This window comes from Micromonospora sp. NPDC052213, assembly GCF_040679695.1.
In the GTDB taxonomy this organism is placed as follows: Bacteria; Actinomycetota; Actinomycetes; order Mycobacteriales; family Micromonosporaceae; genus Micromonospora.
This window is the reverse complement of record NZ_JBFAVI010000352.1, coordinates 1-1,415: the sequence shown is the minus strand read 5'-3', so window position 1 is coordinate 1,415 and position 1,415 is coordinate 1. Positions and strand designations below refer to the sequence as shown.

Annotated in this window: 2 protein-coding genes; both read right to left on the bottom strand. The window is 66.3% G+C overall.

The window, feature by feature from the left end; genetic code table 11:
* The coding region (locus AB0L34_RS33870) for a hypothetical protein (protein ID WP_363709748.1) at positions 1 to 622 on the bottom strand (622 nt) is incomplete at its 3' end.
* The coding region (locus tag AB0L34_RS33865; RefSeq protein WP_363709746.1) for a serine protease at positions 622 to 1,415 on the bottom strand (794 nt) is incomplete at its 5' end. The genes AB0L34_RS33865 and AB0L34_RS33870, both read right to left, overlap by 1 nt.

The following is a 1,415-nucleotide window of genomic DNA, read 5'->3' as shown; positions in this document are numbered from 1 at the left end:
ACTGCTCGTTGAAGACGCTCACCCGGTCCGCGGACGTCTCCATCCCGTCCACGTTGCCGAGCGCGTACTCCTTCGTGGAGTCGCGGATCGTGAACCCGGTGGCGATGTCGAGCACGCACTCGTACACCGGCAGGCGCCAGTTCGACATGTAGACGATCATGATCTTGTACGCGGAGTAGCGGAGTTTGCCGTCCCGTCCCCTGTTCCAGTGGAACGGGAGATCCGAGAACAGCTCGGGGATTCCGTAGAAGACGAGATAGGGCTGCCTGCCCTGGGAAAGCTCGGTGGGGTGGATGTTCAGCCGCCGGTAGCCCATCTGCGCGATGGCTTCCTCGGCCCCGTACAGCCAGGCGTCCATCTCCTGATCGGTCGCCCGGGGATAGGCGCGCCGGCGCGCCTCCGCATAGTTCAAGAGCCCGATGAGCCCCAGGACGACGAGCACCGCGCCGCCGACCCCACAGAGGAATCCGAGACAGATCGCCGCGTCACCGACGGCGAACATCACCAGGGCCATCAGCAGGAGTCCGCCACCGAATGCCAGCTTGACGTACTGGGCTACCGGCGTGGACGGTTCGGGCGCGAAATACTTGCCGGCTCGCTCTGCGCGTTGTTCAGGATGCATCAGATCCCCTGGTTTCGGCTGAGCCCCTGCCAGGTCGGGCACTCGACAGCAGGAACGTGGTTGATGATCTCGCGGGCGCGATCACTGCCGACGCCCGACAGCGCCGCCTGAAGGCCGCGCAGCCTGGAGCGGTCGGTCGGAATGCCACGGATTTCGTAGTAGTCCTCGATGATCAGCGCCCAGAGGGCTCGCAAATGGTTGCTCGTATAGCCGGGCTCGATCTGAATGCCGATCTGCAGCAGATTCTCCATCGCCCGGATCACCTCGTACCGGTACCCGCCGGGGCGTCGGCCGCCGAGAGCGGCCAGCACCCGGTAGTAGTAGACATCGACTTCGCGTGGATACATGTTCACGAGCGTGTTGAAGCGCTCCAGGGCCCGCGCGTACGCCCCATTGTTGAGAGCAGCGACCGCCTCGACGAATTCCGGGTCGACGCGGATCTGCTCCGGGAGCAGGTCCGCCAACGGCGGCCAGGCCTCAGCCAGCGTGGCGAGCGGGATGATCCACGAGATCCGGAGCCTCTTGTCCATGTCGGCGGTCGAAACCATGCCGACGACGCGGCCCGACGTGACGTCGACAACGGGGCCGCCGCTGTATCCGCGCTGGATCTGGCCGTCGAATCCGGGCAGACCGTTCACCTGGATGAGCTTCCCGGTCTCATCAGGCCCGATGACCTGGACCCGGGTCCGCTGACCGCGGTCGTCCGCCGCCGAATACTGTTCCGGAAAGCCGAGCGCGTCGAGCGGCGTCTCCGGCCGCGGCGGCGCACTGGGCCCGAGCGGCGCCGCAGGCC